Raw genomic sequence first — 24,749 nt, forward strand, 5'->3', positions numbered from 1 at the left:
ATGAAAGGATACGATCGATATGACCGAAAACTTCAAATGCGTGAGCCTGCAACGAAAGCCGGGGGAAAAATATCCGCTCGACTTCCTGGGCGAGGCCTCCGCCGAGCGGGTCCACAGCTTTCACAAGAGCTTCGACGCCTACTCCCCCACCCCGCTGCGGGAGCTGCAAGGCCTGGCCGGGCAGCTGGGGCTCAAGAGCTTTTACCTCAAGGACGAGAGCTACCGCTTCGGGCTCAACGCCTTCAAGGTGCTCGGCGGCTCCTACGCCATCGGCCAATATATCGCAAACCGCCTGGGCGAGGATATTTTTGCCCTTCCCTACCGGCGGATGATTTCGGACGAGGTGCGCGCCAGGCTCGGCGAAATCACCTTTGTCACCGCCACCGACGGCAACCACGGCCGGGGCGTCGCCTGGACGGCGAACCAGCTTCACCAGCGCTCGGTGGTGCTCATGCCCAAGGGCTCGGCGCCCGAGCGCCTGCATAATATCCAGGCTGAAGGGGCCGACGCCTCGATCACCGACCTCAACTACGACGAGGCGGTCCGCCTGGCCAACCAAATGGCCGAAGAAAATGGCTGGGTGATGGTGCAGGATACCGCCTGGGAGGGCTATACCGACATCCCGACCTGGATCATGCAGGGCTATACCACCATGGCCTACGAGGCGCACCAACAGCTGGAACTCATCGGCGAAAAACCCACCCACATCTTCCTGCAGGCGGGCGTCGGGTCTTTGGCGGGCGCGGTGTGCGGGTTCTTCTCCTCCCTATACGGCGAGGAGCGGCCGATCATCACCATCGTGGAGCCAAACCAGGCCGACTGCCTCTACCGCACGGCCGAGGCCGGCGACGGGAAGCTGCGCTTCGTCACCGGGGACATGGACACCATCATGGCGGGGTTGGCCTGCGGCGAGCCCTGCACCATCGGCTGGAATGTGCTGCGCGACTGGGCGGACAACTTCGTCTCCTGCCCCGATTATGTCGCCGCCAAGGGGATGCGCACCCTGGGCAACCCGGCCGGGGAAGACAGCCGGGTGGTCTCGGGCGAGAGCGGCGCGGTCACCACCGGACTGGTGGCCGCCCTGATGGGCGACCCCGAGCTTCGGTGGCTCAAGGAAAAGCTAAAGCTCGATGAAAGCTCCCGGGTGCTCTGCTTCAGCACCGAGGGCGACACCGATAAGGAAAACTACCGCCAGATTGTCTGGGACGGGAAATATCCCAGCTTCCATTGATCACAGAGCCTAATTTTTTAATAAATAAGGAGGAACAAGCATGGTAGACTTCAAAGAAATTATGGGCATGGCGGAGAAATACCAGCCCGAGATTTCAAAATTCCTGCGGGACATCGTGGCCATCCAGAGCTTCGACGGGCACGAGGGCGACGTGATCCTGCGGATCAAGGAAGAGATGGAGCATGTCGGCTTCGACAAGGTCCAGATCGACCCGATGGGGAACATCCTGGGCTACGTCGGGCACGGCAAGCACGTCATCGCCATGGATGCGCACATCGACACCGTGACCTACGGCGACATCAAAAACTGGAAGTTCGATCCCTTTAAAGGCTACGAGGACGACGAGTGCATAGGGGGCCTCGGCAGCAGCGATCAGAAGGGCGGCATGGCGGCCATGGTCTATGCGGCCAAGATCATCAAGGACCTGGGGCTCGAGGGCGACTACACCCTGGTGGTCGTCGGCAGCGTACAGGAGGAGGACTGCGACGGGCTGTGCTGGCAGTACATCATCGAGCAGGACCACCTGACCCCCGAGTTCGCGGTCATCACCGAGCCCTGCAACGGCAACATCCGCCAGGGCCAGCGCGGGCGGATGGAGATCAAGGTCACCACCCACGGCATCAGCTGCCACGGCTCCGCGCCCGAACGCGGGGTGAACGCCGTCTACAAGATGGCCCCCATCATCAAGGCGATCGAGCGGCTCAACACCGAGATGACCGACGACGGGGTCCTGGGCAAGGGCTCGGTCACCATCTCGGAGATCTCCTCCACCTCCCCGTCCCGCTGCGCGGTGGCGGACAGCTGCTGGATTTCCCTGGACCGCCGGCTCAATTCGGCCGAGCCGCCCGAGCTCGCCATGCAGCAGATCAAGGACCTGCCCGAGGTCAAGGAGGCCGGGGCCGACGTCGAGCTGTACACCTATGAGGAAGCCTCCTATACCGGGCTCGTCTATCCGACCGAGAAGTTCTATCCGGCCTGGGTGATCGACAAGGAAGAGCCCGCCTGCAAGACGGCGGTGGACGCCTACCGCGGCCTGTTTGAAAGCGAGCCGGTGGTCGCCCCCTGGATCTTCTCCACCAACGGCGTGGCCATCATGGGCCGGCACAAAATCCCCTGTATCGGCTTCGGGCCGGGTCATGAGGAGGAAGCGCACTTCCCCAACGAGAAGACCTGGAAGAAGGAGCTGGTGCGCGCCTGCGCCATGTACGCGGCGATCCCTTCCATCTATGTGGAAAAATACGCGAAGTAACACGGCGGCACAAAATAAGAGGTGACAGAACCGGCGCCCATGCGGCCTGGCCGACGAGGCACCGGTTCTCGAGAAAGGAATGAGTATCATCATGAGTACAGCAGCTGCTGAATCCACCAAAGCCAAGAAGAAATTCAAGGTACCGCATATTTTTATCATCCTGACCGGCATCCTGCTCATCGTCTCGATCCTGACCTATATCCTCCCGGCGGGCGAGTTCGTCCGGGTCGAGGGGCCGGACGGCCGGGAGATCATCGACCCGACCTCCTACCACGTCGTCGAGAGCAACCCGACCTCCCTGCTCGACCTGTTCGTCGCCATCCCGCAGGGCTTCGTCGAGGCCGGCTGGGTGGTCGTGCTGACCTTCTGCGTCGGCGGCGGCTTCGTGGTCGTCAAGAAGACCATGGCCATCCACGGCGCGATCGACGTGCTCTCCAATAAGCTCTCCAAGCGCGGCATCATCATTATCCCGATCCTGATGGTCACCTTCGCGACCATCGACTGCTTCATCGGCATGTGCGAGCTGACCATGGTCTATGTACCGATCATCTTGCCTCTCATGCTGGCGCTGGGCTTCGACTCGATGACGGCTGCGGCCGTCGCGCTGTGCGGCTCGGCCGCCGGCTTCACCGCGGCGCTGGCCAACCCCTTCACCGTCGGGATCGGCCAGAAAATCGCGGGGCTGCCGCTCTATTCCGGTTGGCAGTTCCGGCTGGTCGTGCTGATCGTAATGGTCACCGTCGGCTGTGCCTACGTCATGCGCTACGCCGCCAAGGTCAAGAAGAACCCGCAGTCCAGCTCGATGTACGAGCAGGACCTTGAGGCGCGTAAGGACCTGGATACCGACAACCGCGAGCATGTGATCCTCAACACACGCCAGAAGCTCGCCGGCGTCTCCGCCGTGCTGCTCTTCGCGCTGATGATCGTCGGCGTCTTCAAATGGGGCTGGGATATGCCGCAGATCGGCGGGATATTCATCGCCATCGGCGTGGTCGCCGGCCTCATCTCGGGCATGAAGGGCGACGAAATCTGCGAAGCCTTCTACGAGGGGTGTAAGGACGTGCTGCTCGGCGCACTGATCGTGGGCGTCGCGCGCGGCGTGGGCGTCGTCATGACCGACGCCAAGCTGATCGACACCGTCATCAACGGCCTGGCGCACCTGGTGCAGGGGCTGCCCCCGATGATCACCTCGGTCGGTATGCTGATTGTACAGACCCTGATGAACTTCCTCATCCCCTCCGGCAGCGGCCAGACCGTCGTCACCATGCCGATCATGGCCCCGCTCGCCGACCTGGTGGGCGTCACCCGGCAGACCGCCATCCTAGCGCTGCAGTTCGGCGACGGCTTCTCGAACATCCTCTACCCCGTTTCCGGCTACTTCATGGCGACCCTGGCCCTGGCCAAGGTTCCGTGGGAAAAGTGGGTCAAGTTCATCCTCCCGCTCTTCGCCATCTGGAGTGCCCTGGCCGCCGTCGCCCTCATCGTGGCGCAGGCGATCCAGTGGGGTCCCTTCTGATTTCCCACTTTCTATCCATACTCTCATCCAAAAAAGCCGGGAGGGCGAAGCGGTCGCTTCGCCCTCCCGGCTTTTATAACCGGATCAGGACAGCTCAAACTGCCCGGTATAGAGCTGGTAATACTTCCCCTTCTGGGCGATCAATTCGTCGTGGTTGCCTCGCTCGATGATCCGCCCGTTCTCCAGCACCATGATGGCGTCGGAGTTGCGCACGGTGGAGAGCCGGTGGGCGATCACGAAGACGGTGCGCCCATGCATGAGGCGGTCCATTCCCCGCTCGATGAGCGCCTCGGTGCGCGTGTCGATCGAGCTGGTGGCCTCATCCAGAATGAGCACCGGGGGATTGGCCACCGCCGCCCGGGCGATGGCGAGCAGCTGGCGCTGGCCTTGGCTGAGGTTCGAGCCGTCGGCCACCAGCATGGTGTCGTACCCCTGCGGCAGGTGCCGGATGAAGGAGTGGGCGTTGGCCAGCTTCGCCGCGGCGACGATCTCTTCGTCGGTCGCGTCCAGCTTGCCGTAGCGGATGTTCTCCTTGACGGTGCCGGTGAAGAGATGGGTGTCCTGCAGCACCATCGCCAGCGAGCGGCGCAGATCGTCCTTCTTGATCTTTTCGATGTTGATCCCGTCGTAGCGGATCTTGCCGTCCTGCAGCTCGTAGAAGCGGTTGATCAGGTTGGTGATGGTGGTCTTTCCCGCCCCGGTCGAGCCGACAAAAGCGATCTTCTGGCCTGGCTTCGCGTAGAGGGAGACGTCGTGCAGCACCGTCTTTTCCCCGTCGTAGCTGAAGGTCACGTCCTCGAACTGCACGTCCCCGCAGAGCCTCGTGTAGGTCACCGTCTCATCCGCCTTGTGCGGGTGCTTCCAGGCCCACATGCCGGTATAGTGCTCGCTCTCTTGCAGCGTGCCGTCCGGCCCCTCGGTGACGTTGCACAGCGTCACGTAGCCGTCATCCTCCTCGCGCGGCTCGTCGATGATCTCGAAGATCCGCTCGGCGCCCGCCAACGCCGCCAGGATGGAGTTGAACTGCTGGGAAATCTGGGTGATGGGCTGGGCAAAGGAGCGGGTGTACTGCAGGAAGGAGGCGATCGAGCCGATGTCCATCCTGCCGACGATCACCAGCAGCGCGCCCGCCGCCGCGGTGAGGGCATAGTTGACGTAAGAAAGGTTGTTCATCACCGGCATGATGATGTTGGCGTAGGTGTTCGCGTTGGTCGCTGCCTTGCGTAAATCCTCATTGAGGACGGCGAATTCCTCCTTGACCTTGTCCTCGTGGCAGAAGACCTTGACAACCTTCTGCCCCTCGATCATCTCCTCGATATAGCCGTTGGCCGCGCCGACCGCCTTTTGCTGCGCCTTGAAGTACCGCGCACTCTTGCCGCCGATCCTCCGCACCACCAGCAGCATGATCATCAGCATCACCACGATCAACGCGGTGAGAATCGGCGAAATGATCAGCATCATGATGAAGGTGCCGACCACGGTGATCGAAGAAGAAAGCAGCTGAGTCACGCCCTGGCTGATCGCATCGCGGAAGGTATCCACGTCGCTGGTATAGCGGCTCATCAGCTCGCCGTGGGTGTGGGTGTCGAAATAGCGGATCGGCAGGTCCTCCATGCTGCCAAAGAGGTCGTTGCGCACCCGGTTGAGGGTATGGTTGGAGAGCTTCACCATCAGCTTGCTGTAGGTGTACGCCGCCACCGCGCCGCACAGGTAAACGACCGCCATGACCGACACCATCTTGATGAAGGGCGCAAAATCAGCCGCGGTGGGGCTTTTCCCGATGAGCGGAACAACGCCGACATTGAGCAGGGGCTTGAGCAGGTAGGTGCCGGTCACGTTGGCCGCGGCACTGATACACACGAAGACCGCCACCAGGATCAGCCGCCATTTTTCATGCAGCATATAGCCGAAGATCCTGCCGAGGGTGCGGCCCGCATTCTTCGGTTTTTGGTAATTCATCTTTCTGGGCATGTCAGGCCACCCCCTTCTGCTGGGATTCATAGACGTCGCGGTAGATTTCATTGCTTGCCAGCAGCTCCTCGTGGGTGCCGATGGCGTCGATCTTCCCGTCGTCCATGACGATGATCTTGTCGGCGTCGCAGACCGAGGTGATCCGCTGGGCAATGATGATGGTCGTGGTCCCGCGCAGCCCATCGCGCAGCGCGGTGCGGATCTTGGAATCGGTGGCGGTATCCACCGCGCTGGTGCTGTCGTCGAGGATGACGATCTTCGGCTTCTTGATCAGCGCGCGCGCAATGCACAGCCTCTGCTTCTGCCCGCCCGAGACGTTCACGCCGCCCTGCCCGAGGTCGGTGTCGTAGCCGCCCGGGAAGGAGCGGACAAAGTCGTCGGCCTGCGCCGCCTTACACATTTCGCTGATTTCCTCGTCGCTGGCGTTTTCGTCGCCCCAGCGCAGATTGTCCTTGATGGTGCCCGAGAAGAGGACGTTCTTTTGGAGGACCATGCCGACCGCCCCCCGCAGCTCCTCGAGCTTATAGTCCCGTACGTCGTGCCCTCCGACGAGGACCCGGCCCTCGGACACATCGTAAAGGCGCGGGATGAGCTGGACCAGGGTCGTCTTGGCCGACCCGGTTCCGCCGATGATCCCCACCGTTTCGCCCGAGGAAATCGAAAGGTTGATGTTCTCCAGCGTGTTGGCGTCTGAATCCTTGTTGTACTTGAACGAGACGTTCTCAAAGACCACCGAGCCGTCCTGCGCCTGCACGCCCTGTGAGTGCGAATCGGTGATGTCGATCTCCTCATCGAGCACCTCGACGATACGGCCGACCGAGGCGCGGGAAAGCACCAGGTTGACGAAGGCCATCGAAATCATCATCAGGGACATCAAAATCTGGGTCACATAGCTGATGAAGCTGATGAGCTCCCCGGTCTGCATGCTCCCGCCGATAATCATGTTGCCGCCGAACCAAAGGATGGCGATGATGCAGCTGTACATGGTCAGCTGCATGACCGGCACGTTGGTCACGATGATCTTTTCCGCCTTGATGGAGGCGTCCATCAGCTCCTGGTTCGCGTCCCGGAACTTTTCCTTTTCATACTTCGAGCGCACGAACGCCTTGACCACCCGGATGGCGATCAGGTTCTCCTGCACCGAGCCGTTCATGCTGTCGTATTTTTTGAGCATGGCGGTGAAGCGCGGAAAAGACATCGAGATCAGGATTCCAACGGCGACCGCCAGAATCGGGATGGCGACCAGGAAGACGGTGACCAGCCGGGAATTGATGGTATAGGCCATCAAGGTGGCGCTCACCAGCATGACCGGTGCGCGCACCAGGGTGCGGATGATCATCATGAAGGCATTCTGGGTGTTGTTGATATCGGTGGTCAGGCGGGTGACCAGCGAGGGGGTGCTGAATTTGTCAATGTTCGAGAAGGAAAACTCCTGGATCTTCCCAAACAGCCCCTTGCGTATCTCGCTGCCCATCCCCATGCTGGCCACCGAGGCGCAGCGGGAGGCCAGCGCCCCGCAGACCAAGGACAGCAGCGCCATGGCGACCATCTTGCCGCCGGTCAGCAGGACGTAGGACATGTCCTTGGCGGGAATCCCCACATCCACGATCTTGGCCATCAGGAAGGGAACCTGGATTTCCAGGATCACCTCCCCGATCACCGCCAGCGGACAGAGGATCGAAAAAATCCAATATTTCTTTAAAAACGGCGTCAGTTTTTTAATCACTAAGGCTTTCCTCCCTTGTTCTGTGATGATGTGCCTGCTCCTGCTTGGATTGCTCCAGCAGGGAGAAGAAGCTGCGGCCCTGGTATTCCCCGACCGCCAGGTTGCCGATGGCCCGATCGAAGTAGGCGCAAAAATCGGCGCAATCCTCCTCGCTAAAGCCCTTAAACATCCGCGCGTCCACGGCGTCGAAGGCCTCCCGTACCCGGCGGGCCTGCTGCCTCCCCTTCTCGGTGATCGAGATGCGGTTGCAGCGCAGGTCCTCCTCGTCCGCGATCTTCTGCAGCAGCCCGTGCCGCTGTAAGCGCTTGACCGAGGTCGCCACCGCCGGCGCGGTCACCTGCAGCAGGTCGGCGAGCTCCTTCTGGGTGCAGCCGTCGTGCTCGTCCACCAGCTCCAGGATCGGAAGCTGGCCGAAATAGAGGCCGTTCCCGATCGCAGCCTGGTTGATATACAGCCGGTGCAGGACGTGCAGGCGGTTCATCCTATGCACCAATTTGTTAAAATTGGGGTTCGTGCGTTCCACTTGCTCACTCCTTAATAGTAATGTTCTTTTATGATTGGCTATTCCGGACAAGATAAACCGATTAATAATTAATCGGTTAACTTTATAAGCAATCATATCACTTCCCTTCCGGCAATACAAGAGGACAATTGTTAACTTTTTGCAACTTGAATTTTTTTGCCGCCGGACAGAAAACACCGCTCAGCCGCTTCTGCTCCTTGATCGGTGCGGTAGCTTTCAAAAGCGGCGGCCGCGGGAGATATGTCCCGCGGCCGCCGCCACATTTTAAGATTTTATTTATAGCTGGAAGGCCCGGCTCCTGTGGCGGTTCATTGAACCCTGCGTCACCAGATGTTCTGCTCGCTCCTGTGGATGATGTCCATCTGGCCCACCGGGTCGATTTCGACAAAGTAGGAAACGTAGCTGGCCACGCGCACCAGCAGGTCCTGATATTTTTGAGGTTCCGCCATCGCGGCCCGCAGGGTCTTGCCGTCGATGATATTGAACTGCACATGGTAGTCGCCCAGCGCCTCAAAGGTGCGCAGGTAGTCCACGAACCGGTCAACATCCTCCTCCGTCGCCAGAAGCTGCGGGGTCAGGCGCTGGTTGAGCAGGGTGCCCATCTCAAACCGTTCGGAAGGCAGCTTGCTCATGGATTTTAAGACGGCGGTGGTCCCGTTGATATCCCGTCCCTGCGTGGGAGACATGGCGTCGGCCATGGGAGTCCCCTTCCTAAAGCCGTCGGGCAGCGCGCCCACCGCCATACCGGCGGTGACAGCCGAATTGCCCAGGCAGGAGGCGCCGCGGAAATATCCGCCGTACTGCGGGAAATTGTCGCGGTTCTTGTTGCAGCGGTCGATCGCGTCATACCAGGCGTTCTGCACAAGGGCCACCCAGCCGTCCGCGTAATCGTCGTCGTTGCCGTACTTGGGCACTTCGTTGATCACCATCTGATGCAGCCGGTCATATCCGGCCCAATCGTGATCAATGGCGTCCATCAATTCGTCCCAGGTGACCCGTTTTTCGCGGAACACCAGCGTGTCGATCACCCCCAACGAGTCCCCGGTGTTGGCCGATCCGGCCAGCATCAGGCCAAACGAGGTGTTCCAGCAGCCGCCCTGGATCAGGTCCGTCCCCTTCTGAAGGGGGCCCTCCAGCAGGCAGGAAGTGAACGGAGCCTCGGTCCATTTGGACTGCACTGTCATTTCCACCGTGATGGCCCGGCAGAGGATATCCATGAAATAGTCCTGCTGCGCACGGTAGGCCTTTATCAGCTCCTCCATGCAGGTGAAGGTCCGGGGGTCGCCGGTTTCGGGGCCGATCTGCTCCCCGCAGATGGAGCATTTGCCGTTATGTAAGGCCAGGTCCAGAATCTTCCCGATGTTGAAAATCCCGGCGGCCGAATGCTGCTGGGTGATGTGCGGCATGCTGATCTCGACACAGCCGATCACGGCATAGTCCCGCAGGTCCTCGATCGACATGTCCGGGTAGGCGTGGTGCATCATCTGAATGGCCTTCCGGTCGCCATAGAATTTGGGCTTGCCGCGGCCGAGCCGCACAACCTCCGCAGCCTTGCGCAGATACTTGGTGGGGGTCCCCTCCCAAACGCGCATGGCGATCTCGGGCTGGATCAGGCCGACCTGCTCCTCCGCCTCCAGGCAGAGCATGGTCACCTCGTTGCAGGCGTCCCGGCCGTCCTTGGTCTGGCCGCCGATCAAGAGGTTCTGGGTGATCGGGAACGCCACCTGGACCGAAGCGGAGTTGTAGTCGTAAATCTGCGTCCACTCGGCGGTCTTAACAAAGAAGCACTGCAGCATTTCCAGCGCCTGTTCGCGGGTAATCTCCTTCTTTTCCTCCACCGAATATTTATAAAAGGGATACAGGTACTGGTCGAAGCGCCCGAAGGAATCCGCATAGTTCATCTGCTCGCCCAGGATCAGGATCTGGGTCATCCACACCGACTGCAGCGCCTCCTGCCAGGTTTCGGCGGGATGCATCGGAACCTTTTTGGTGATGCGGGAAATTTCCAGCAGCTCCTGTTTGCGCACGGGGTCCGCGGTCTCCCCCGCCATCTTTGCAGCCAGCTTGGAGTAGCGGTTGCAGAGGATTTCCGCGCCTTCCAGGCTGATCAGGCAGGCTTTATAAAAGTCCGCCTTGCGCGCCTTGTAAAAGTGGTTATACCCGGCGTCGTTGTTCTTTTGGTAGAACTCCACCTCCCTGCGGATTCCCGAGAGCCCAATCTCCAGAACCTTCTGATAGTTCGCAAGGGAGTGGCCGGCATCCGCGCGGGTCAGCAGGTCGGCAAAATTGGGCAGGTGGGAGCATTTCGCGGTGCCGCCAAACGCCTTGTCGCGCACATCGCCGTCGGCGGCGGCATAGATGTCGTCCTCCATGCATTTGTTCTTAAAATATGGGACGATCTTCTCGCGGATAATTTTTCGTTCCTCCTGCGAAATATGATGCCGGTCGTTCGAGCGGATCTCGTAATCATAAACCGGATGGTCCAGCTCGGCATCCAGCTGGTTGCCCAGCAGGAACCCAAAAATGAGGGAAGCGCGGATCTTGCTGTTCACGTTGCCCACGATGAGCTCGCCCTCGTGGATTTGCAGGGTGCGGGTCTCCTGAAAGCGCTTAAAGATCATGGCCCGCTCGATGATATGCGGCACCTTGCCATGCACCTCGTCCATGACTTCGATTTCCGTGAGAGCGTGCTCCAGACAGACCTCCGGCGTGCGGACCGCGCGCGCGACCGCGGCCTTAACGCGGTCGGAGCAGGTGCGTTCAAAATATTCCTGCCAGCTTCCTACCTCGGCGGTGTTTTCGACAAACTTGGTGTTCATACAGATTCTCCTTTATCACTTTTTCTACGGATTTATACAGGGCTGTCTTTCGTCAGGAGCTGATCCTGCAGCGGAACCCCTGTGCTTCGACCAGCTTTTTCTTCTCCTCCAAGCGCGCCTTTTCCATCGGCTCCACTTCATCCATCGCATAGTCGCGCTGGATGTATTCATAGCGTTTCTTGCCCATGTGGTGGAAATTGATGAGATCGATTTCCTCGATGCAGCGCATACCTCTTAGGAATGCACAGGTCTGCAGGAGGTTTTCATCGCTGTCGGTCATGCCCGGGACCTGTATGCACCGGACGTATACGCGGGTCCCGTACTGTGCAAAAAGCCCCTCCACCCTTTGCAGGTTTTCAAGGATCAGCCGGTTGTCCGCGCCGGTGAGCGCCTTATGCTTTTCGCGGTCCATCACCTTCAGATCCCAGAGGAAAAAGTCCACAAAGGGCAGCACCCCCGCAATGGATTCCCACGGCACGAAGCCGGTGGTGTCCACGCCGATCGAGATGCCGGCCTCCTTCACCCCGCGGTACAGTTCGATCATGTCGCCGTCCACGAACATCAGCGGCTCTCCGCCCGAGAAGGTGACGCCGCCGCCGGAATTTTGGAAAAACAGCTCGTCTTTGCGAATTTCTTTGAGCAGCTCCTCCACGCTCCACGCCCTTCCAATGCGCGTGAGCGCATGGGCGTAGCACTCCCTGACGCACACAAAGCACCCCGTACATTTTGCACGGTCGATCAGCAGCCCCTTTTCTCCCGCAGCCGCCGGACGGATGGCGTGCGCAGGGCAGGCCTGCAGACAGGCCCCGTCCCCGATACAGCGCTGCACCTTATAGCCCAATTCCGCTTCCCGGCTTTGGGATTCGGGCGTCGAGCACCAGACGCAGCGCAGCGGGCAGCCTTTAAAATGGACCAGCGTGCGGATGCCGGGACCGTTGTGGTTGGTCATCCTTGAAATCTCAAATACGTTCAGCATGACGGTTCCCCTACCTTTCTGGCCGGCACGTTCTGCGGCACGGAATCAAAAATTTGCAGGCAATAAAAATGGCCATGACCGTAGGACGGCCATAAAAATCTTATCATAATGCTCAAAGAGCCGTTATTTGCAATTGATCTTGCTCCCGTATTCTGTTACGCTAAGTAAAACAGGCGTACGCGAATTTCAAAACGAAAGGATGGGCGCGATGGATTCCCAGCTGAAACAGAAAATCGACTACGTCGCCTCGGTCTATCAGGAAATAACGCATCTGGAATGCCATTATCAAAGCCTGGAAATCTCCGGAAGCGAAATTGCGCAACCGGACCTGTGCTGCAGGGTCTGCCAGCTGTTTCGCTCCACGAAGCAGGGCAGCTCCAGCTGCCAGACGCAGATTTCCTCGGCGGTGATGGCGGCAATCGCCGATGACTGCTGGAAGGTGGTGGTCTGCCGCACAGGGCTTCTGGACTGGATCGTCCCGGTCTTTTACGGCGGGAACCCGATCGGTTATTTTATATCCGGCTCCATATGCAACAGCGATGAGAGCAAAAAGGAACTCGAAGCGCAGGTGAACCTGTTTTCCACCTTTTATTCGGTCTCGCCAGAGGACTTTGAAGCGGCCTGCGAACTGGTCCAGGTCGTCCAGAAGGATCAGGTCCGCTTTTTTGCCCGCCTGCTTTTTGACCTTTGCCGGATTCACATCCCGGCCGGCAAAGAGCGCCCCTCCGACCTGAAATGGGACCCGAGCAAGACGGTGTTTTTCGAGGAGGAGGAGCTTTTGGAGGAGTTCCCAAGGGACCATCCCCTCTCGCAGCGCGTGTACAGCAATTCCTTTACCAGCCGCGCAATGGAGATTTTTTGGAAAAGCATTGAGGTCAAGGCGAACAGCATCTTCGCAAACATCATGTCCAAACGGATTCTGGAGGCGCACATCCTGTACGACGAGGTGATGAGCATGGCGTACTGTGAGCCGAACCTTGTACTGATGCGCACCAGCGCCGAGACGCTGTACCACATCATCACGCTGACCCGTTACAACAAGGACAATTATGACATCCGCTTCTACCGGCTGACCTATGAGACCATGCAGAAGCTGTTTGAGGCGGACAGCGCCGATGGGATCAAGCAGGCGATGGACGACGCCTTCGACAGCATGTCGTATTACTGCGTGGTGGACCCGCAGGCGATCAGCCAAAGTCCGGTGGCCATCTCCGTCGTGGAATTTTTGGAAAAAAACTATCAGCACAATATCAAGGTGGAGGATATTGCGAAAAGCATCCACATGTCCCCCGCCTATGTCAGCCGGATCTTTAAAAAGGAAACCAATTTCACCATCAAATGGTGGCTCAACAGCATCCGGATGAAGCACGCCCAGGAGCTTCTCCTCGAGACCAACATCCCGATCAAGGACATCGGGCCCGCGGTCGGGTACAGCGACATGCGGGGATTCTACAAGATGTTTGCCAAGCATTTCGGCGTCACCTGCTCTGAGATGCGCAAAAATGCACTGATGGAATAAACGTATGAGCCGGACAGAGGCGGCTGCGTGAGCAGCCCCTTCTGTCCTTTTTTGCGTTATTGTTTTTTCCGGTCCAGCGCCTGAAGGATTTCGCAATATTTTTCCTTGTTCAGATTGTAGGGAAGCGCCACCAGCAGGAAAAGAATCCCGCCGAGGACCAGCACGCCGCCATGCCACCAATAGAAGCCCATGCGGATCGATTCGGTGATTTCCATCCCCTTCACATAGCCGATCTGCCGCAGGGACATTGCGGCCAGCCACGAGGCCAAACCGATGCCGCATTTCTGGGCGAATGTGACCGCTGCAAAAATAAACGCGGGCGCGCAGACGCCGGTTTTCCAAAGGCCGTATTCCACACTGTCCGGGATCGTGCCCCAGACGGTGGAGAAGGAGCAGGACATCAGGAACCCGAACAGGGCGCTGCCGGCGATGTTGGCGGCAATGTTCACGCCGCCGATCAGGAAGATGGCGCCGTCCACCACAAACAAGGCGGCGGTGATAAGCAGCATCGAGCGTTTTTCCATGCGTTTGAACATCCAGTTCACGATCCAGAAGGAGACGATGGCGACCGCGGTCTGGACGGTGTTCAGCATGGTCACTACATTGTGCCCGGCCCCGACATAGACCTGTACATAGAACATCTGGTAGGCAAAGCGGAAGTTGATGACGATCGCCGCCAAAAACAGCGCGAACACCATGCAAAGCGCCGGGCGGTTCGCCGCAAGCATCTTCAGGGAACCGGCGAGCTCAAATTTCTTTCGCTCCTCCCGCCCGGTTTCGACGCCGCGTTCGCGGACGGTCTTCCAGCAGATCAGGATAAAGACGGCGGCCACAACCGCCAGCACTGCGATGGATTTGGTATAGCCGCCGGCCATATCGGCGCCGTTTTTGCCGAAGAGGTTCACCATGGGCAGGATGCTTATGGAAACCAGCAGGTTCCCGATGTTTTCACCGAAATTCCGGTAGGAGCCCAAAATGCCCCGCTCCTCCGTATTGGTCGTAATGGAGTTTGTGATGGCCCCATATGGGACCTGGACGACCGTCTGCGCCATGGTGTAGAGCACGTAGAACGCGGTGCACCAGATCGTTTTTTCAAATTCCGTTGTGACGAAGGAGGGCAAGGTAAAGCACAGGATGAAAAACAAAACAAGGAACGGCAGTCCGAGCAAAATCCAGGGGCGGTACACGCCTCTGGATTTTTTTGCGAAGAGGCGCAGGTCCACGACCGCCCCCATGATGGGGTCGTTTATCGCGTCCCAGAACCGAGTGAGCAGAAAAATGTTCGCGGCGGTCGTGGCGCTAAGGCCAAACACATCCGTGTACACATAGAGAAGGTAGCCGCCGATGGACATGAAACAGATGCAGGTGCCGACGCCGCCGCTCGCATAGGAAAGTTTTTCAAAGACGCTGATGGTCATCCGGTTGTCCCTGTTTCGAAGTTTATTCACGATTCACTCAGCTCCTTTCATAGGTCGCTTTTGCACGGTTCATCGGCCGTGTGGGATCCCTTGCGAAAGCGAACGGTCCAAGAAAATCTCTGTGTCTAATCAATACACCGCGGCCGCTTTTTTCACAATGCCTTTTTCCGTTGAAACATGTCCTTTTTTGACCAGATTCCTAAAAATAGATGTAACAGTCGGTTCAATTTTGTTAAAAAAGTTCACATTTGTGTGCTGATTGACATTTTCTTTATACCTGCGGCGTGCTATTCTATGAGCGAAAAGCAAGGAATTTTCAAGCGATATTTCTCACAAAATTCGATCGATTTCTTTATAAACAGCTAATATTTTTCACATATACCGCGTTTTTTATTGATCATTTACAAGGATCGAAATGAGCCTTCTTTATCGGCAGATCTCTTTTTCGTGCCGGCGGTAATCTTCATATCGGCCAACTATGTCATTTTCATACATGAACAATTTTGTCATATTTTTCTCTAAAGTGATCAATTTGGACATGTGGCAAAGTGCGTTTTTCAGGTACACATCGTCTCATTGCCGCTGGCAATCAAGATAGATAAATAGGCTGAAAGGAGCAAATAACCATGAGAGTTTTAAACCGGATTATTCCCCTGGTCAGCAACTTCATCTCCCTGGAAGGCGGGAACATGCACACCTGTGCGTATTGCCTGACGGCGGATAAGCCCTACCTCTTTGACGCCGGCAATCCGGGAGATGCGACGAACCAGTACGCGCCGGAACTGCAATTTCACGGCATTGCGCTGCAGGATCTGGGCGGCGTGTTTGTCACCCATGCCCACGGCGACCACGCCGGCGGCGCCATCGAGCTGCATGAAATGGGCATCCCGCTGATGCTGCCGGAGGCCGAGGTCCCATACCTGGAGGACATGCCCGCCGCCTTCGACCATTTCTTCGCACCAAGTTTTCGCGCCCTGGGGCAGGCGGATTTGATCCCCGAAATCCGTATGCGGGAAAAGCTCGGTTACATCACCGGGCCTTGCAGGGTGGACCGGCCGGTGAAGGACGATGAGGTCTTTGCGCTGGCCCGGGACGTCCATATCCGCGTCGTCCCCATCCCGGGCCACACGGACCACAGCGTCGGTTATTACTGGGAGGAGGCCGGCGCGATGTTTACCGGCGACGCGGTCCAGGGCTATGGCCAGTGCGTCGGAGCGCTGCCCATCATCCAGAACCCGCCCGCCTTTGCACGCACCTTAAAAAAACTTTTGGAGATGGATCTTCAGGTGATGCTCACCGGTCATATGTTCCAAAACCGCGGCACCCATGCAGTCACGGCCAACAACGTCAAATTCCAGAAGGAGATCGACCATTTCCTAAAGGAGAATCTGGAGCTTCATGAAATCATGCTGAACGGCGTGGCCGATGCGGTAGCCGCCAAGGGAGACGTACCGTTCACCGAGCTGATCGTCCCCGCCATGGACAACATCGCGAAAGAAATCCCGATTCTTGCGGACTACACGGCGCCGATCCCGCGCCCCTACAATTTCCCGCAGCTGTGGCTGGATACGCTGGTCGCCTACTACCGCACGGTGAAGGGCGAGTTAAAATAACAGTTTTCATCCTGCGGCTTCATCGGTCAGAAAAATCTTGAGGAGGAACAAAGCGTGAGCAAGGACAGACTCTGGACAAAAGAGTACCTATTCGTCATTTTGATGTATCTGGGCAATGTGTTCAGCCTTTACTATTACGGCGGCATGATTACAAGCATTGCCAACGGGCTGGGCGGCAGCGTGGTTTTGGCTGGTCTCACCTCCAGCGTATATTCCATTTCGCCGATTTTCTTCAGAAACCTGGTCGGCACCTTCTGCGACAAATACGGCCGCTGGAAAACCAACCTGATCGGCATCCTCATCAACGCGGCTTGCTGCGTAGCATACTGCTTCTGCTTCAACATCCTGGCGCTGTTTATCACGCGCGCAATCATGGGCATCGGCTTTTGCTTCACCTCCATCGCCAACTACGCCTCGGCGTCCGACGTGGTTTCCGCCAACCGGAAGGCGGAAGGGCTGGGCTGGTTCCAGAATGCAGCCTCGCTTTCCGAGTATATCGGCCCCACCCTCGCGCTGATCTGCGTGACCTGGACTCCCGGCAGCTTCGTAGGCCTGCATATGGGCGCGCTGCTCTCCTGCGTGTGGGCGTTTGTGTTCAGCCTGTTTGTGCGGTATGAAAAGGACCCGAAGTATATCGCCCGCATGGAGGAGGCAAAAGCGCAAGCCGCACAAGCCGCGGCAAACGCGCAGAATACGGATACGCCCTGGGGCTCCACCGGCAAGGTCGTCTTCGGCATGGAGACCACCGCATGGGCCGTGGCTCTGATCGTGCTCATCATCACCGCCGCGCATTCCTGCACCAACACCTTTGCCCTGCTGGCCATGCAGAAGCGCGGCATCGAGAGTTACACTTCGCAGTTCTTCCTGACGGTGGCAATCGGCCTGATCCTTGGGCGCGCCGTTTTCTCCCGTCTCGCCGATAAATATGGCGTGCTCAAGGTCGCGGTGCCGATCTATGCGCTGAGCGCGGCCGCCCTCGTGGGGATCGGGATGGCCCAAAGCGGCCTCGCCGTCGTGCTCCTGGGCCTGCCCTATGGCACGATGTTCGGCACCATGGCCTCCACCTCCCAGGCGCTGATGGTCAGCGCGGTCGCTCCCTCCCGCCGCGCTTATGCTTCCGCCATGTACCTGCTCGCGATGGACCTGGCCTTCGGCTTCTCGTCCATCGTCTGGGGGACGGTCATCGAAGCGGTCGGCTATGCGGGGGTGTTTGCCGTCGCCGCCATCTGCCCGATCATTGCAATTTTCGTGGTCATCATCTTCTGGAAACGGGTCGGCAAGGCGATCTTCCTGCACAATAAGGCCGTAGCGGAAAGTGTGGGCTGACGCAAGTTTTACCGCTGCAAAAGGAAGGAGCAACCGCATGAAATTCTCAAAGACCTATGTCAATATCCTGAACGTGGCCAAGAAAAAGTTCCGCTCCCACGGCTACTCCGCTGTTGGCATTGGAGAAATTCTGGCGGAGAGCGGCGTTTCCCGCAGCAGCCTGTATCACTTTTTCCCAGGCGGAAAGGAGGAGCTTGCCCAGGCGGTCCTTCACAATATCCATCAGGAATCCATCAGCCGGCTCGAATCCTTTTTCTTTCAGGGGCGGGACCCCGTGCAGGAAATCTGCAGCTATTTCCTGGCAAAGGAGGATGAGATCGACCGGGGTGACAACCGCGTGTCCGTCAATATGCTGATCATGGAGACGGCCGAAGTGAGCCCGCGCCTTCACAAGCTCGCCTGTGAAATCACCGATTCCCTCAACGCCTATTTTTATCGCGAGATCGAACAGTGCGGCTTCTCGGAGGAGCTCACCTGCCAGGTTGCCTCCACGGTCCTGTCCATGTCGCTCGGGGCGATGAACTACTGTAGCATCACCGGCAGGAGCTCTCTCCTGAGAAACCTCGTCCAGCAGCTCCCACTGCTCTTTTCCGCCAACGGCTACCGTCCTCCCGTTTCGCGGGAAACCGCCTGACTACACACAATTTTTCCAGTATCTCACCGAGTTTAAGGAGCCAATAAAACATGCTAGATTTTCAGTATCACAATGCCACACGATTCATTTTCGGAAAGGGGCAGGAATGTCTGGCCGGCCAGTACATCAAGGAATACGGCGCGAAAAAGGTCATGGTCCTGCATTACGGGACGGGGCTGGAATTTGAAAATGCTCTGCACGGCCGCGTTCTGGCGTCGCTTTCACAGGCCGGTCTTTCATACGTCGACTTCACGGGAATCGAGCGCGCCCAGATCGAAATCGCGGACAGGGCGGCCGAGCTTGCGCGGCAGGAACAGGTCGATTTCCTGCTGCCGGTCGGCGGGGGCGCCGTGATCGACGTTGCAAAATATGTGTCGGTCGCCGCCAACTACGGGGGCGACGTCTGGGAGGATTTTTACATCAACCAGAAAAAGCCCCTGCCGGACCCGGTCATGCTGGGCGCCATCTCCACCGTCGTCGCCAGCGGAAGCGAGAACTCCCCTGAATCCGTCATTGGGAAAGGAACCTTGAAGCGCACGATGAGCGATCTGAAGATCCGTCCGCTGTTCGCCATCATCAATCCCGAGCTGACCTATACGCTGCCCCCGAAGCTCACTGCCGCAGGGGCGGCGGACATCATGGCGCACGCGCACGAGCGCTATTTTTCACCGACTCCGGACAACTATTTTACCGACGAGCTCAACGAAGCGGTCCTTCGCACCATCATCAAATTTACCCCCGTCGCCATGCGGGAGCCCTGCAACTACAATGCCCGCGCGCAGATGCTTTGGGCCGGTCTGCTCGCCCATAACGGGCAGTTTGAGGTCGGACGGGAAACCGACCGCGCCGTGCACTGCATCGAGTCTGAGATCGGCGGGATGTACCACTCCGTCCACGGGATCGGCTGCGGCTGCGTCACGATGGCCTGGGCCAAATTCATGTGCAGGCGGAATATCCCAAAATTCACCACCTATTTTCATCGGGTCTGGGGCGTTGAGATGGATATGCTGGACCCCGAAAATATGCTGCGGGAGGGAATCCGGCGCATGGTTGATTTCTATACCTCCATCGGGATTCCCAGCGATTTTGCCGAGCTGGGCGTGCGGGAGGCGGACGTCCCCACGCTTATCTCTACAACCCGTCTCACGCCCGAAGGGCTCGTCAGCGGATACTCCAGGCTGACACGGGAGGACTTGGCACATCTCTACCGGATCGGTTTTGGAAAGGAGGATGCCAAAATCTGACCGCCCTTTCCCGGCATCGCCGGATGGAAAGACGCGCGCAAAGCTCTTTGTTTAGGTGCACGCTGATACAATCTGTTCTGCCATATTTTTGAAGGGAGTATTAAGATGAGCAATAAAAAATTCCCATTTAGCAAGCTTTTTGTTCTGCACTGCCTGATGTACTGCGGCTGTACAACGGGAACCTATTATTACAACGCCACCCTGACCACGATCGCCAGCACCATGGACGGCAACGTGATCCTGGCCGGCATGCTGGCCTCCACCTACAGCCTGGTCGCCATGTTCTGCCGCCCGGTCGCCGGCTTTATGAACGAAAAGTTCGGCCGCCGGCGCTCGAACGAGTGGGGCCTTTACGGCACCATCCTTTCCATTCTTCTGATGATCATCGCCAAGGACCTGATGGTGCTGTTCATCGCCCGTGTCCTCGCGGGGATATCCTTCTCGGTCACCTCCGCGGCAAACTATGCCGCCGCCTCCGATCTCGCGCCGGAGGACAACAAGGCGCTTGGCATCGGCTGGTTCCAGAACATGGCGACCTTTGCCTCCTACATCGGGCCGGCCGTGGGCGTCTGGGGCTTAAACCGTTACCTCGCCACCGGCTCCTGGAGCGCATTCTACATCGTCACGCTTTTGACTGCCGTCTATTCCCTCGTGCTGAACTTCTTCATCCGCTATGAGAATAAGCCGGAGTGGAAAGCGAAGATGGCCGCCGCGGCCGAGGCCCGCAAAAATAAACAGGCCGTCCTTGAAGACGGTCCCGTGCTGCCCCCGATGAAGCCGTTTTTGGGTATGACCGTGCCCGCATGGCTACTGATCATCTCCTTGGCGCTCGTCGCGATGGCACAGCAGAGCGTCGGCTCGTTTTTGCTGCTCTCCGGTAAGGAGCGGGGCATCACGGCCCTCGGTTCCTACTTCCTGCTCCAGACCATCGGCATGTTCATCTGCAAGGGCTTCATTGCACCGAAGATCGAAAAGATCGGCGCCATGAAGGTCGTCTCCTTCGCAGTGGCGGTCGCGATCGTATCCTATTTTGTGTTCAGTATAGCCACCTCTGTCGTACCGCTGCTCATCATCGCGCCGTTCTATGGCTGCGTGTGGGGCACCTTCCCGCCGGTCTGCAACACGCTGATCGTCGCTTCGGTCCCGCAGGACCGCAAGGGCTTCGCCTCGGCCATGTACCTGTTCGGCATCGACGTCGGATACGGCATTGGGCCCACCCTGTGGGGAATCGTCATCGCAGCGGTCGGTTATGCGAAGGTCTACTTTGTCGCGCTGTTCCTGCCGATCATCGCAATGGTCCTTTTCGTGATCTACTGGAAAGGCTGGGGCAAGGCGATTTTTGAAGCCACGCAGACCTGGAAGCGGGAAAAGGCCGCAAAGCTGGCCGCTTCCGCAGAGGGCTGAGCCCCTTTACAGCGCAATATAAAGGAAGAGGGTACTTATGGAAATTCAAACGTTTGACCAGTTGATTGCCCGTGTGAAAAGTTCCCGCAGGCAGTTTCGCGTGGCCGTCGCCAATGCGGGCGACGCTCACACGCTCGAAGCGGTCCTCCTCGCCTGCAGGGAAGGGGTCGTCTCCCCCATCCTGGTGGGCGACAGGGCCGAGATCCTGCGCATCTGCAAAGAGCAAAGCGCAAACTTTCCCGCAGAGGACATCGTGGATGCGGCCGGGGCTCCCGAGGCGGCGGCAAAAGCCGTGGAGCTGGTGCGGGAAGGAAAAGCGGACTTTCTGATGAAGGGCAAAATGGACACCGGCGTGCTGCTGAAAGCCGTCGTCAACAAGGAAACCGGCCTTGGCACCGGGAACTTGATGAGCATTTTTCTGCTGGCGCAGCTGCCCAACTACCACAAGCTGGTGGCCGTGGTGGACGGCGGTATGGTCCCCTATCCGACGCTGGAACAGAAAAAGGGGATCATCGAAAATACAGTGGGGGCGCTGCGCGACCTGGGCTATGAATCCCCCAAGGTCGGCGTGCTGGCCTGCATCGAAAAGGTCAACCCCAAGATGCCGGAGACCGTCGAGGCCGACGCCCTCAAGCAGATGAACCGGGCCGGCGAAATCCAAAACTGTATTGTGGAAGGTCCGGTATCCTACGACTGCGCCATGAGCCGCGAGATCGCCGGGCTGAAAGGCTTTGATAGTCCGTGTGCCGGCGACTGCGACGCCCTCATCGCCCCGGACATCCACGCCGGCAACATCCTCACCAAGGCGCTGCACGTCACCGGCGGCGCGGCCACTGCGGGCTTCATTGTCGGTGCGAAATGTCCCATTGTGATGTCCAGCCGGGGCTCTGAGCCCGAGGAAAAATTTATGTCAATCATCCTGGCCGCCGCCGTGGTTCTGGGGCGCGGATGAAACACAGGAAGGAGCGCCGAGATGGCATTTAAAATTCTTGTCCTGAACCTGGGCGGGACGTCTTCAAAATTTTCGATTTACGAGGATGAGCGGCATATCGTAACAAAGTCCATATCCCACTGCGCCGAGGACATGGCCGCCCACCCCCTGTCCAAAGACCAGGTTGCCTACCGCAAGGAGATCGTGCTCGGTTTCCTGCGGGAAAACCACTACCAGGTGGACGATTTCGACACCTTTGTCCTGCGCGCGCCCCCGTTCCCCGCACCCCGGGGCGGCACCTATCTGGTGGAGGGCAGATGCCGGGAGCTTGTCTTGTCCTACTACCACCCGGATGAGAAGCCCATCCACGGCAACCGCTTCGTTCTGCCCCTGATCGACGAGCTGCGCGGCGCGCGCAACGTGCCCGTCTATCTGGTGGACCCCGACATGGTGGACGAATTCTCCGAAGTCGCGCATGTGTCCGGCCTCCCCGGCTATGCGCGCAAGCCCAGCATCCACTACCTGAACCAGAAGGCCATTGCCAGGAAATATGCGCAGGACGTGGGGAGGGCCTATTCCGAGCTGCGGCTGATCATCTGCCACCTGGGCGGAGGGATCAGCATAGGCGCGCATGAATACGGCGTAGCGATCGACAGCAACGAAGGCAGCGAAGGCTGGGGGCCGTTCTCGACCGACCGCGCGGGAACGGTGGCGACGAGCATCATGCTCGAACTCTGCTTCGACAAAGGGCTGACCCGTCAGGAGGTCCATGGGCTGCTGCGCGGAAAGGCCGGGCTGAAAGGGCATCTGGGCACCGACGACCTGCGCGAAGTGGAACGGCGCATCGCTGAGGGCGAGCAAAAGGCCAAGCTGGTGTTTAACGCCCTCGCCTATCAGATTGCCAAGGAGATCGGCTCCTGCTACGCCGCGCTGCGCGGAAAGGTGGATGCGATCATTTTCACCGGCGGCATGTCCAACAGCAAAAAGCTGATCGGCGCCATCGAATCCTATGTGAGCGGTTTCGCGCCGTTTGTCCTCTACCCCGGGGAAAAGGAGCAGGAAGCACTGGCGCTGGGGGCCTACCGCGTGCTCACCGGCGCGGAAGAGCCCATCCGTCTGTGAAGCGCAAAACGATTGATTAGCTTAAGTTGTAATAAGAAAGGGGCAAATGAAGATGGCGAACGAAAAAATTGAAGGCCTGATGCAGAAGGCCAGGGCCGCACAGGCACAGGTTGCCGATTACACCCAGGAACAGGCCGACGACATGGTCCGCGTTGTCGCAAAGAGATGCTGGGCCGAGCGGGAGCGCATTGCGCAGCTTTGCGTGGACGACACCGGCAAGGGGACCTATGAATTCAAGCTGGGCAAGATGGAGAACACGACGGCCTCGGTTTACATGTACCTGAAAGGGAGAAAATCGGTCGGCCTGGTGGAGCACGACGAAAAGAAGAAGCTCTGGAAATACGCAAAGCCGGTCGGGGTGCTCGCCTGCATCACGCCGGTCACCAACCCGGCCGCCACCCCCATCGGCAACGGCCTGAACGTTCTGAAAACCAGGAACGCCATGATTGTCTGCCCGCATCCCGGCGCCAGAAAAGCGACCGGAGATACGGTCGAACTGATGCGCACGGCGCTTCGGGAGAACGGGCATCCGGAGGACCTGGTCCAGGTCGTTCCCGAAAGCACCGTACAGGATGCGGCGGACCTGATGGCGGCGGTCGACCTCATTCTGGCGACCGGGGGCCCGGGCATGGTCAAGGCCGCCTATTCCAGCGGAAAGCCCGCCCTCGGGGTCGGCCAGGGCAATGTGCAGTGCATCCTGGACGAGGACTATGACGACCTGGAGAAGCTGGTCTCGGCAATCGTGCCCAGCCGCATGGTCGACTATGGCATGCCCTGCACCGGCGAGCAGACGGTCCACTGCCCCGCTTCAAAACTCGATGCGCTGATTAAGACCTACGCCTCCATGAAATGCCACTACATCGATGACGAAGCGCAGATTCAGAAGCTGCGCGAGACCTTGTTCGTCGACGGGGCGATCAACCGGGAGATCGTCGGCCAGCCGTCTTATAAAATCGCCAAGATGGCCGGAATCGACATCCCAGAGGATACGACCCTGCTGCTCCTGAAAGTCGGCAAATGTGGCAAAGAGGAAGTCCTGGCCAAGGAGATTCTGGCGCCCATTACCCGCATCTTCCCCTATGATTCGTTTGAAGAGGCAGTCGAGCGGGCAAGGACCAATATGCTGATGGAGGGCGCCGGCCATTCATCCTGCATCTGGAGCAACAATCCGGAGCACGTCGCCTTTGCCGCTTCCCGGATTCCCGCCGGGCGCGTCATGGTGAACCAGCCCGCCACCAACGGCAGCGGCAGGCAGAACAACGGACTCGGGCAGACCGTGTCCCTCGGCTGCGGTTACTGGGGCGGCAACAGCGTCTATCACAATGTCAACTACAAGGATATGCTGAACTACACCATCGTTTCCGAGATCCTCGAGGACCGGAAAGTCCTCACCCCAAAAGAAATCATGGCGGACTGAAGGGTGGCCACAAGGACATATAAAGAGAGCCATCCAGGCTTTGCCTGGATGGCTCTCTTTTTGTAACTCGAATCCGCCCGCCTCGCTTGTAGCTTTGGGAAAAACCCGTA

Annotated in this window: 18 protein-coding genes; 12 read left to right on the forward strand and 6 right to left on the reverse strand. The window is 58.7% G+C overall.

Features of this window, described 5'->3' with window-relative positions:
• Positions 1 to 19: 19 nt before the first annotated feature.
• The 3 genes from dpaL (at position 20) to EDD78_RS11450 (ending at position 3,996) form a co-directional block, all read left to right on the forward strand.
• Positions 20 to 1,231, forward strand: a complete 1,212-nt coding sequence (gene dpaL, locus EDD78_RS11440) for a diaminopropionate ammonia-lyase (RefSeq protein ID WP_132085018.1) — start codon at positions 20 to 22, stop codon at positions 1,229 to 1,231.
• A gap of 40 nt (positions 1,232 to 1,271) precedes the next feature.
• Complete coding sequence (locus tag EDD78_RS11445; protein ID WP_079699175.1) at positions 1,272 to 2,480, forward strand: YgeY family selenium metabolism-linked hydrolase; 1,209 nt, start codon at positions 1,272 to 1,274, stop codon at positions 2,478 to 2,480.
• 91 nt (positions 2,481 to 2,571) lie between these two features.
• Positions 2,572 to 3,996 carry a YfcC family protein gene (locus tag EDD78_RS11450; protein WP_200806041.1) on the forward strand — a complete coding sequence of 475 codons (1,425 nt, stop codon included), beginning with the start codon at positions 2,572 to 2,574 and terminating at the stop codon, positions 3,994 to 3,996.
• A gap of 84 nt (positions 3,997 to 4,080) precedes the next feature.
• Here EDD78_RS11450 and EDD78_RS11455 read toward each other — a convergent pair whose 3' ends face one another.
• From EDD78_RS11455 to EDD78_RS11475, 5 genes are all read right to left on the reverse strand, one after another.
• On the reverse strand, positions 4,081 to 5,967 hold the full coding sequence (locus EDD78_RS11455) for an ABC transporter ATP-binding protein (RefSeq protein WP_132085019.1): 1,887 nt from the start codon (positions 5,965 to 5,967) through the stop codon (positions 4,081 to 4,083).
• A gap of 1 nt (position 5,968) precedes the next feature.
• Positions 5,969 to 7,693, reverse strand: a complete 1,725-nt coding sequence (locus tag EDD78_RS11460) for an ABC transporter ATP-binding protein (protein WP_132085020.1) — start codon at positions 7,691 to 7,693, stop codon at positions 5,969 to 5,971.
• Positions 7,686 to 8,216 (reverse strand): MarR family winged helix-turn-helix transcriptional regulator, encoded by a 531-nt coding sequence (locus EDD78_RS11465; RefSeq protein ID WP_159448973.1) that lies wholly within the window; start codon positions 8,214 to 8,216, stop codon positions 7,686 to 7,688. The genes EDD78_RS11460 and EDD78_RS11465 overlap by 8 nt, the downstream gene beginning before the upstream one ends.
• A 323-nt stretch (positions 8,217 to 8,539) precedes the next feature.
• Positions 8,540 to 11,035 (reverse strand): pyruvate formate lyase family protein, encoded by a 2,496-nt coding sequence (locus EDD78_RS11470; protein WP_079699170.1) that lies wholly within the window; start codon positions 11,033 to 11,035, stop codon positions 8,540 to 8,542.
• Between the two features lie 52 nt (positions 11,036 to 11,087).
• On the reverse strand, positions 11,088 to 12,011 hold the full coding sequence (locus EDD78_RS11475) for a glycyl-radical enzyme activating protein (protein ID WP_132085021.1): 924 nt from the start codon (positions 12,009 to 12,011) through the stop codon (positions 11,088 to 11,090).
• Between the two features lie 208 nt (positions 12,012 to 12,219).
• On the opposite strand from EDD78_RS11475, the gene EDD78_RS11480 reads away from it, so the two are divergent.
• A complete protein-coding gene (locus EDD78_RS11480) occupies positions 12,220 to 13,530 on the forward strand; it encodes a helix-turn-helix domain-containing protein (RefSeq protein ID WP_159448972.1) in 1,311 nt (436 codons plus the stop codon).
• 56 nt (positions 13,531 to 13,586) lie between these two features.
• Here the strand turns inward: EDD78_RS11480 and EDD78_RS11485 are convergent, their stop codons facing one another.
• Positions 13,587 to 14,978, reverse strand: a complete 1,392-nt coding sequence (locus tag EDD78_RS11485) for an MFS transporter (RefSeq protein WP_132085023.1) — start codon at positions 14,976 to 14,978, stop codon at positions 13,587 to 13,589.
• Between the two features lie 596 nt (positions 14,979 to 15,574).
• Here EDD78_RS11485 and EDD78_RS11490 point away from each other — a divergent pair.
• From EDD78_RS11490 to EDD78_RS11525, 8 genes are all read left to right on the forward strand, one after another.
• Positions 15,575 to 16,561: an MBL fold metallo-hydrolase gene (locus EDD78_RS11490; protein ID WP_132085024.1), complete on the forward strand. Its 987-nt coding sequence runs from the start codon at positions 15,575 to 15,577 to the stop codon at positions 16,559 to 16,561.
• A 54-nt stretch (positions 16,562 to 16,615) separates the two neighbouring features.
• Complete coding sequence (locus EDD78_RS11495) at positions 16,616 to 17,887, forward strand: MFS transporter (protein ID WP_132085025.1); 1,272 nt, start codon at positions 16,616 to 16,618, stop codon at positions 17,885 to 17,887.
• Positions 17,888 to 17,924: 37 nt separating this feature from the next.
• Positions 17,925 to 18,521, forward strand: a complete 597-nt coding sequence (locus tag EDD78_RS11500; protein WP_132085026.1) for a TetR/AcrR family transcriptional regulator — start codon at positions 17,925 to 17,927, stop codon at positions 18,519 to 18,521.
• Positions 18,522 to 18,571: 50 nt separating this feature from the next.
• Positions 18,572 to 19,765, forward strand: coding sequence for an iron-containing alcohol dehydrogenase (locus EDD78_RS11505; RefSeq protein WP_132085027.1), 1,194 nt, complete (start codon positions 18,572 to 18,574; stop codon positions 19,763 to 19,765).
• Between the two features lie 105 nt (positions 19,766 to 19,870).
• Positions 19,871 to 21,169, forward strand: a complete 1,299-nt coding sequence (locus tag EDD78_RS11510; RefSeq protein ID WP_132085028.1) for an MFS transporter — start codon at positions 19,871 to 19,873, stop codon at positions 21,167 to 21,169.
• Positions 21,170 to 21,206: 37 nt separating this feature from the next.
• The gene (locus EDD78_RS11515) at positions 21,207 to 22,121 is read left to right on the forward strand and encodes a phosphate acyltransferase (RefSeq protein WP_132085029.1); all 915 of its coding nucleotides are present in this window, start codon (positions 21,207 to 21,209) and stop codon (positions 22,119 to 22,121) included.
• Between the two features lie 21 nt (positions 22,122 to 22,142).
• Positions 22,143 to 23,222, forward strand: a complete 1,080-nt coding sequence (gene buk, locus EDD78_RS11520; RefSeq protein WP_132085030.1) for a butyrate kinase — start codon at positions 22,143 to 22,145, stop codon at positions 23,220 to 23,222.
• Between the two features lie 52 nt (positions 23,223 to 23,274).
• Positions 23,275 to 24,639 (forward strand): aldehyde dehydrogenase family protein, encoded by a 1,365-nt coding sequence (locus EDD78_RS11525; protein ID WP_165873208.1) that lies wholly within the window; start codon positions 23,275 to 23,277, stop codon positions 24,637 to 24,639.
• Positions 24,640 to 24,749 lie beyond the last annotated feature (110 nt).

This window comes from Harryflintia acetispora (assembly GCA_004340125.1).
GTDB lineage: Bacteria > Bacillota > Clostridia > Oscillospirales > Ruminococcaceae > Harryflintia > Harryflintia acetispora.

Coding starts and splice junctions, on each gene's coding strand:
- dpaL (WP_132085018.1), top strand. CDS start 20: ATGACCGAAAACTTCAAATGCGTGAGCCTGCAACGAAAGCCGGGGGAA.
- EDD78_RS11445 (WP_079699175.1), top strand. CDS start 1,272: ATGGTAGACTTCAAAGAAATTATGGGCATGGCGGAGAAATACCAGCCC.
- EDD78_RS11450 (WP_200806041.1), top strand. CDS start 2,572: ATGAGTACAGCAGCTGCTGAATCCACCAAAGCCAAGAAGAAATTCAAG.
- EDD78_RS11455 (WP_132085019.1), bottom strand. CDS start 5,967: ATGCCCAGAAAGATGAATTACCAAAAACCGAAGAATGCGGGCCGCACC.
- EDD78_RS11470 (WP_079699170.1), bottom strand. CDS start 11,035: ATGAACACCAAGTTTGTCGAAAACACCGCCGAGGTAGGAAGCTGGCAG.
- EDD78_RS11475 (WP_132085021.1), bottom strand. CDS start 12,011: ATGCTGAACGTATTTGAGATTTCAAGGATGACCAACCACAACGGTCCC.
- EDD78_RS11480 (WP_159448972.1), top strand. CDS start 12,220: ATGGATTCCCAGCTGAAACAGAAAATCGACTACGTCGCCTCGGTCTAT.
- EDD78_RS11490 (WP_132085024.1), top strand. CDS start 15,575: ATGAGAGTTTTAAACCGGATTATTCCCCTGGTCAGCAACTTCATCTCC.
- EDD78_RS11500 (WP_132085026.1), top strand. CDS start 17,925: ATGAAATTCTCAAAGACCTATGTCAATATCCTGAACGTGGCCAAGAAA.
- EDD78_RS11505 (WP_132085027.1), top strand. CDS start 18,572: ATGCTAGATTTTCAGTATCACAATGCCACACGATTCATTTTCGGAAAG.
- EDD78_RS11510 (WP_132085028.1), top strand. CDS start 19,871: ATGAGCAATAAAAAATTCCCATTTAGCAAGCTTTTTGTTCTGCACTGC.
- EDD78_RS11515 (WP_132085029.1), top strand. CDS start 21,207: ATGGAAATTCAAACGTTTGACCAGTTGATTGCCCGTGTGAAAAGTTCC.
- buk (WP_132085030.1), top strand. CDS start 22,143: ATGGCATTTAAAATTCTTGTCCTGAACCTGGGCGGGACGTCTTCAAAA.
- EDD78_RS11525 (WP_165873208.1), top strand. CDS start 23,275: ATGGCGAACGAAAAAATTGAAGGCCTGATGCAGAAGGCCAGGGCCGCA.